The following is a 6,030-nucleotide window of genomic DNA, read 5'->3' on the forward strand; positions in this document are numbered from 1 at the left end:
AGATTCACCCTGTGGGAGAGTCGTTACCTTCCCTTCTCCTACCTCCAAGATTATCAAACGACAAGTTCTTGGGGGCTTGCATCATGTTTACTTCCATTCCGAGGTCAAAAATGACATTCCCGCTTAACACTTGTTAGCTGTGCACCACAGAAATACTTAACAAACGACGGTTTTTGGACTAGGACATTAACACGAGTGCCATTCACATACCAACCCTTACCATCTTTTGTATTCTGAACTTCTATTCGATTCTCTGTATTACCTATCTTTTGAAGATATATTTCCAAATCTCCTTGGCTTGCGTTCTCCCAACCTAATTTCCCATTTTGAGGATCCCAGCCCTTAGGCAACACTCCACTCGCGCCAAAATACGTTCCATTTTTAAGCGCTTCTAATTTCGCAATCTGATCCGAGAGTGCTTTCAACTTCGCATTACCGGAAGAACCGGAACCGCTCGCATCCGCTAATTCTATCTCTCCAAGAATTTTATTATATTCTGATTTTAAGTTTAAAATTTGAGAATTCGCATCCCCACCGCCAAACAGATTACCAACTCCATTCACAATCTCCGCAAATGGATTCGTAAAGGAACCGTTCCGCACCGCTGTCCCAAAACCCTGAAACACATTCTGAAAGTGATTGTTCACAACGTCCCAAGGACTGTTACCAAAAGGAGAAGAAGAACTCTGTCTGTTACGGATCTCGTCGTATTTACCTTGGTTCCAAGTATTCGTCCCCTGCATCATCTCCAAGTCCACGTCCATGCTCGTTGAAAAACCGTTCCGTTCGTTGTAACCTAATGTCATCGACAACGCACCCGCAAAACCACCCAACGCAAAACCTTGAGAAGCTGTTACGCTCACTCCATATCCGGAGTAACTGTCATACGAAATACCTACTCCGCCAACATTCGCGTTCCAACCGTGTGTCTCAATCACCCTACCATGAGAGTCTAACGTATGTCCTTCCATATACATCAAACTCATTCCAGGACCACGGATCCCTACTCCTACGTTCATTCCTGTCTTCTCTGTGTAACCGACTGTAGCTGCTACTCCGATCTCTCCCATCTTCGGGCCTACGTTAATACCAGCTGAATATCCCGTGTTGTAGTTGTAGCCCAAGTTGATCGATACCGTGCCACCGCTCGCCTTCTGCAAGAACATGTTGATCCCGGCTTCTGCTGTCTCCGCAAGCAAACCACGACCTCCACCTTCATACGTACCTTTCAGGTGTTCATACGTCGCTCCTTGATTAAAAAACGTCATCGCTGTCGAGATATTCTTCTCGTTCTCCTGAAGAAACGATTGATTCATCTTACCCTTACGATTCAAATCACGTTGATACGCGTTGCTGCCGCGGTATTTCTCTAACTCGTAGTTGAACTCCGCATACTTCCCTTCCAAGCCAGTATTGTCGTTGTTCAAAAGGTTAAAGCTCAACCCGTTTAACACCACGTCCGTCATGATCTCAACTACCGTCCCGAGAAAGTCAACAAATCCGCTCACCGCATACAAAGCCCCTTGCAACACTTTCTCGCCTTCTTGGCCGGCCGCGTCCTGCGGTGACGATCCGTAGAGAGGCATCGCACTGAGTTGCGCCGGACCGCGCTCGCAGCTCCGGTCAAGTTATTGTATTCTGCTTTTGAAACATTACATTTCTCTAATGCCAATAACTTGACCACGCCTTGATCGCTCGCGGAATAATCCTGCAGTTCAAAGGTATTCATTTTTTTGTTTCAGAGCGAAAACTAATCTTTAAAATCGCTGTCCTCCATGACTTTATCACGCTTTAATATTGCCGGTGTAATTTTTTCAGGAGGCCAACAATCGAAATCGTCTTTAAAACAGATATAACCATAGCTACGTAATAAAAGTTTTTGTTCATTGTTTAACCCATATCGCTCTTCTTCAATATAAATGCCATGCTTCCGAAGACGCTCCTTTCCTTTTTCAGTGATATTAGTTCCTGGAACCGTTATATCTCGAAGAGTTTTAATTTTGAGAATATCATCAATGGCTCGGTCATCTACCTTTGTATAGGCGATGTTCAAATCATCCAACTGCTTCCATTTCATAAGAGTTTTAATTACTACGTTTGAGTTAGGCGTTAAATCTATTTGCAGGTGATTAATATTACTTGTTTTAAGGGATTCCAATCCCTCTTCAGTAATCTTGGTTTCGCTCAGTATCAGATGATTTAATTTTGGAAAAATTAATAAATGATGAAGTTTATCATTTGATATTTTAGTTCCTTCGAATCCCAAAACTTCAAGTTTATCAATTTGATCTCGAACAAATAGATTCCTCCAAGAATCATTGTCTCTTAATGATCTAAAATATTCCAACGCTTCATCAATTGAGTCTTTTGGCTGAGAAGTTGTTCCAAAATCGCATCCAAAGAAAAATAAGAACATAAAAAGTGAAACATATATTTTCTTCATTTAAATCCTCCTTTCAATATCCCAATCCAGGTAGTCCCCAATCTCTCCAATCCGTTTTGTTCGGTTTCGAAAATCCAACGTGCGTATGTTGTGCCGGGTTATACCAGCGCATCACCCCTACATTCGTATCTAAGTTAGCAACGCCACGCTGCCCAGTCGCTCCAACCCAGCCTACAACTGTGCCAGTATCGAAAACTGGTTTATTACCTTTTTTCAATTCATCTATCACATAACTTGGAAATTTATTCTGCAAATGCCCAAAATAGCCTTCAACTACATTACCATTTAAAGTATATTTAAATTGTAACATATTTCCACCCTCACTTCCAACCGTTAATCCTGTAATCTGAAATTTATTGTCGTCTGCTTTAAAAATAGATGTGCCGCTATCAATTGGAGCGTGTAAATCAACCCAGCCAGGATATTTCGGATTTGTATGCGGATCGACCTTTGTCCAAGGTTTTTCAGAAATTTTCACTGGGTTCATGGAAACTGATTCTGAGTTCAAACCACTGTATGCAGTTCTAAAATAAACTGTTTTTCCATCAGGACTTAAAATTAAGCGCCCAACAGCCTTTTCTCTTGCTTCATAACGAAGCAATTCTTCTAAGTTTTCAGACGAAATATCAGTATAACTTTCGTTCTGACCATTTTTTCCAACAGTTATCTTACTTCTCTCACCTTGCGTCTGGATGTAATACTTCTTGCGTGCCTCATAAAGTTTTGCTTCAAATTCAGATTTGGACATATTACCGGATTTGAATACATCGTAAGCATCCAGTTCTTCTTTAAATCTTGCGATTTTCGCCAATGTTGCTTTACTTGGAGGCGAAGACGGCATTCCATTTGCATCTGCAATCGTCGCTCCGTCCATCATGCTAAACATCTGCTCTTCCATATCAGCATATTCGGCATCCAAGTCGTTTTCCGGTATAGCATTGTTAGAGTTCTTGTTACCACCAAACAAACCACTCAACGGATTCGTAAACTTGTTGCCTTTCCACGCTTCGGCAAAGCCGTTGAACACATTCTGAAAGTGATTGTTCACAACGTCCCAAGGACTGTTACCAAAAGGAGAAGAAGAACTCTGTCTGTTACGGATCTCGTCGTATTTACTTTGGTTCCAAGTCCTCGTTCCTTGGATCATCTCCAAGTCCACGTCCGCACTCGTTGAAAAACCGTTCCGTTCGTTGTAGCCGAACGTCAGCGACAACGCGCCCGCAAAACCACCCTCGGCAAAACTGCCAGAAGCAGTAATACTCATTCCATATCCGGAGTAACTGTCGTGGTTGATGTTCACTCCACCAAAACCCACATTCCAACCGTGCGTCTCAATCACCCTACCATGAGAGTCTAACGTATGTCCTTCCATATACATCACGTTAAAGCCCCCAGGACCGCGGATCCCCGCTCCTACGTTCATTCCTGTCTTCTCTGTGTAACCCACTGTCACAGCTACTCCGATCTCTCCCATCTTCGGGCCTACGTTAATACCCGCTGAATATCCCGTGTTGTAGTTGTAGCCCAAGTTGATCGATACCGTGCCACCGCTCGCTTGCGCTAAAAACGAATTCGCTCCAGCTTCCGCTCCCTTGGCAAGCAAACCACGACCTCCACCTTCATACGCTCCTTTCAGTCCGTCATAAAGACCGCCTTCGCCGCCAAGAGTCATCGCAGTCGAGATATTCTTCTCGTTCTCCTGAAGAAACGATTGATTCATCTTACCCTTACGATTCAAATCACGTTGATACGCGTTGCTGCCGCGGTATTTCTCTAACTCGTAGTTGAACTCCGCATACTTCCCTTCCAAGCCAGTATTGTCGTTGTTCAAAAGGTTAAAGCTCAACCCGTTTAACACCACGTCCGTCATGATCTCAACTACCGTCCCGAGAAAGTCAACAAATCCGCTCACCGCATACAAAGCCCCTTGCAACACTTTCTCGCCTTCTTTGCTCATATCCTTCGCGTCTTTTTTCGCTCCGTTTACGTCCCCTGACAGCAAACGCATGTTAGCTGTGTAAAATTTAAGGGCGGCTTTGCTTCCCGATTCGAGCATCTGACCAATGCCGGTTCCGAACGCTCCCAACTGTCCGTAAAGTCTTCCCATCCCAGTCTTTCTACGGCTGCGAGATGCGTCCATCATCGCTTTGCGTTTGTCCATCTCCTTCTTCGTTTTCAAAATCGGGTAGAATTGACCAAACTGCCAAAGACCATACGCTCCTCCGGGAACTTCGCCCACTAACGTCATCGATCCCAGTGCAGCTTGCGAACATTCCTCATACGATTTGTTCATACAAGCTACGCTGTCACCTTCCATCACCGAGCCGGTAAAATCGTTAAACGCTCCGATCGCTTCCTCAGGATCGATCAAACCCGATTCCAATTCGTAGTTGTGAGGAGCGTCGTTGTCCAACGTCTTCTTGAAGTCGTTTAACATTTTGTTCTTTGCCAAACGAACCATCACACCGATGTCGCTCGGACTCGGAGCATTGCTCTTCCCGTCTAACAACGATTCGGTTTTACTCAGGTCCCATTCGTTGCCGTTGGAGTCTTTCACAAGAGGAAACTCAGTAGGAGGGGTATATACAAAGTCGTTGTAAACCGGTAATACCTGCTGTTCCGTGCCACCCGCAGCGTTCTTGATCACGCGCAAATACATCGCACCCATCCTCGCAAAACCGCCAAACGCCATCGTTGAGTCCAAACTCTTCTGCGTGGCTTCGTTTTGTTTTTTCACAGCAAGAACAAAACTCTCCGGCATATTCCGCAAACTCTCCAAAGCCTGCAAGATCACCATGTTCTGACTCAGAACATTCGTCTTCTCCATCAAACTCTTGAACTGATCCTTCACTCCCTTGTCGTTGAAGTTGTATTTCTTCACCTCGTTTAAAAAGAAGTTGGTATCGATGCTCGAAGCTCGGTCCATCAAACTCGCAGACAAACTTCCAGGCTTCTTCGCAAGAACGCTTGCAAGAATATCGTTCACGTTGATGCTAAGTGAAACTCCCTGCGGTAAGTTCTCCTGCATACTCTGCACAACTCCCGCAATCGAATCATACATCTCTCGCAAACTCTGTTCTTCCGCGTTGTTCTGGCTTTGTAAAAGAAAGTTCTGTGTCCACGTTTCCTTCTTCTGCACCGCTTGTTCGATCTTGTTCAAAAACAACGCCTGGTTCGCTTCGTGTTCCGCCTTGAAGTCCGCTCTCCAGTCCTTCCACTTCGCGCCAAACTCCTGCGCCATATTCTCCCAGCGTTTCGTTCCCACTTCTTTCAAATACGAAACATTCTGGATCCAATCAGCTTTGAGGTCGTAGAATTCTTTTTCTTTCAAATCCCACTGCTGCGCTTGTTTGTCAGCACGCTGTTTCAACTCCATTCCAAAAAGTTGCGTCACAACTCCGTTCTCGCCCAAATAGTCGTGGATCACCTTTTGATAAATATCCGTTTCCACGTTACGCGCCACCTCGTCCGGGGCCCCCGTCGTGTTTGTGATCTTTTTCGGCCGCGTCCTGCGGACCGCGCTCGCAGCTCCGGTCAAGTTATTGTGTTCTGCTTTTGAAACATTACATTTCTCTAATGCCAATAAC

3 protein-coding genes are annotated in these 6,030 nt (G+C 44.8%); all 3 read right to left on the reverse strand.

Features of this window, described 5'->3' with window-relative positions:
* Positions 1-104 precede the first annotated feature (104 nt).
* The 3 genes from EHQ17_RS12570 to EHQ17_RS19820 all read right to left on the reverse strand — a co-directional run bounded on the left by EHQ17_RS12570 (position 105) and on the right by EHQ17_RS19820 (position 5,894).
* On the reverse strand, positions 105-1,586 hold the full coding sequence (locus EHQ17_RS12570; RefSeq protein WP_135594115.1) for a hypothetical protein: 1,482 nt from the start codon (positions 1,584-1,586) through the stop codon (positions 105-107).
* Positions 1,587-1,750: 164 nt separating this feature from the next.
* Positions 1,751-2,443, reverse strand: coding sequence for a leucine-rich repeat domain-containing protein (locus EHQ17_RS12575; RefSeq protein ID WP_210412888.1), 693 nt, complete (start codon positions 2,441-2,443; stop codon positions 1,751-1,753).
* A 13-nt stretch (positions 2,444-2,456) separates the two neighbouring features.
* The gene (locus tag EHQ17_RS19820; protein ID WP_210414546.1) at positions 2,457-5,894 is read right to left on the reverse strand and encodes a hypothetical protein; all 3,438 of its coding nucleotides are present in this window, start codon (positions 5,892-5,894) and stop codon (positions 2,457-2,459) included.
* Positions 5,895-6,030 lie beyond the last annotated feature (136 nt).

This window comes from Leptospira gomenensis (assembly GCF_004770155.1).
Lineage (GTDB): Bacteria > Spirochaetota > Leptospiria > Leptospirales > Leptospiraceae > Leptospira > Leptospira gomenensis.

Excerpts from the sequence above, each read along its gene's own strand:
- EHQ17_RS12575 (WP_210412888.1), bottom strand. The coding sequence starts at position 2,443 with ATGAAGAAAATATATGTTTCACTTTTTATGTTCTTATTTTTCTTTGGA.
- EHQ17_RS12570 (WP_135594115.1), bottom strand. The coding sequence starts at position 1,586 with ATGCCTCTCTACGGATCGTCACCGCAGGACGCGGCCGGCCAAGAAGGC.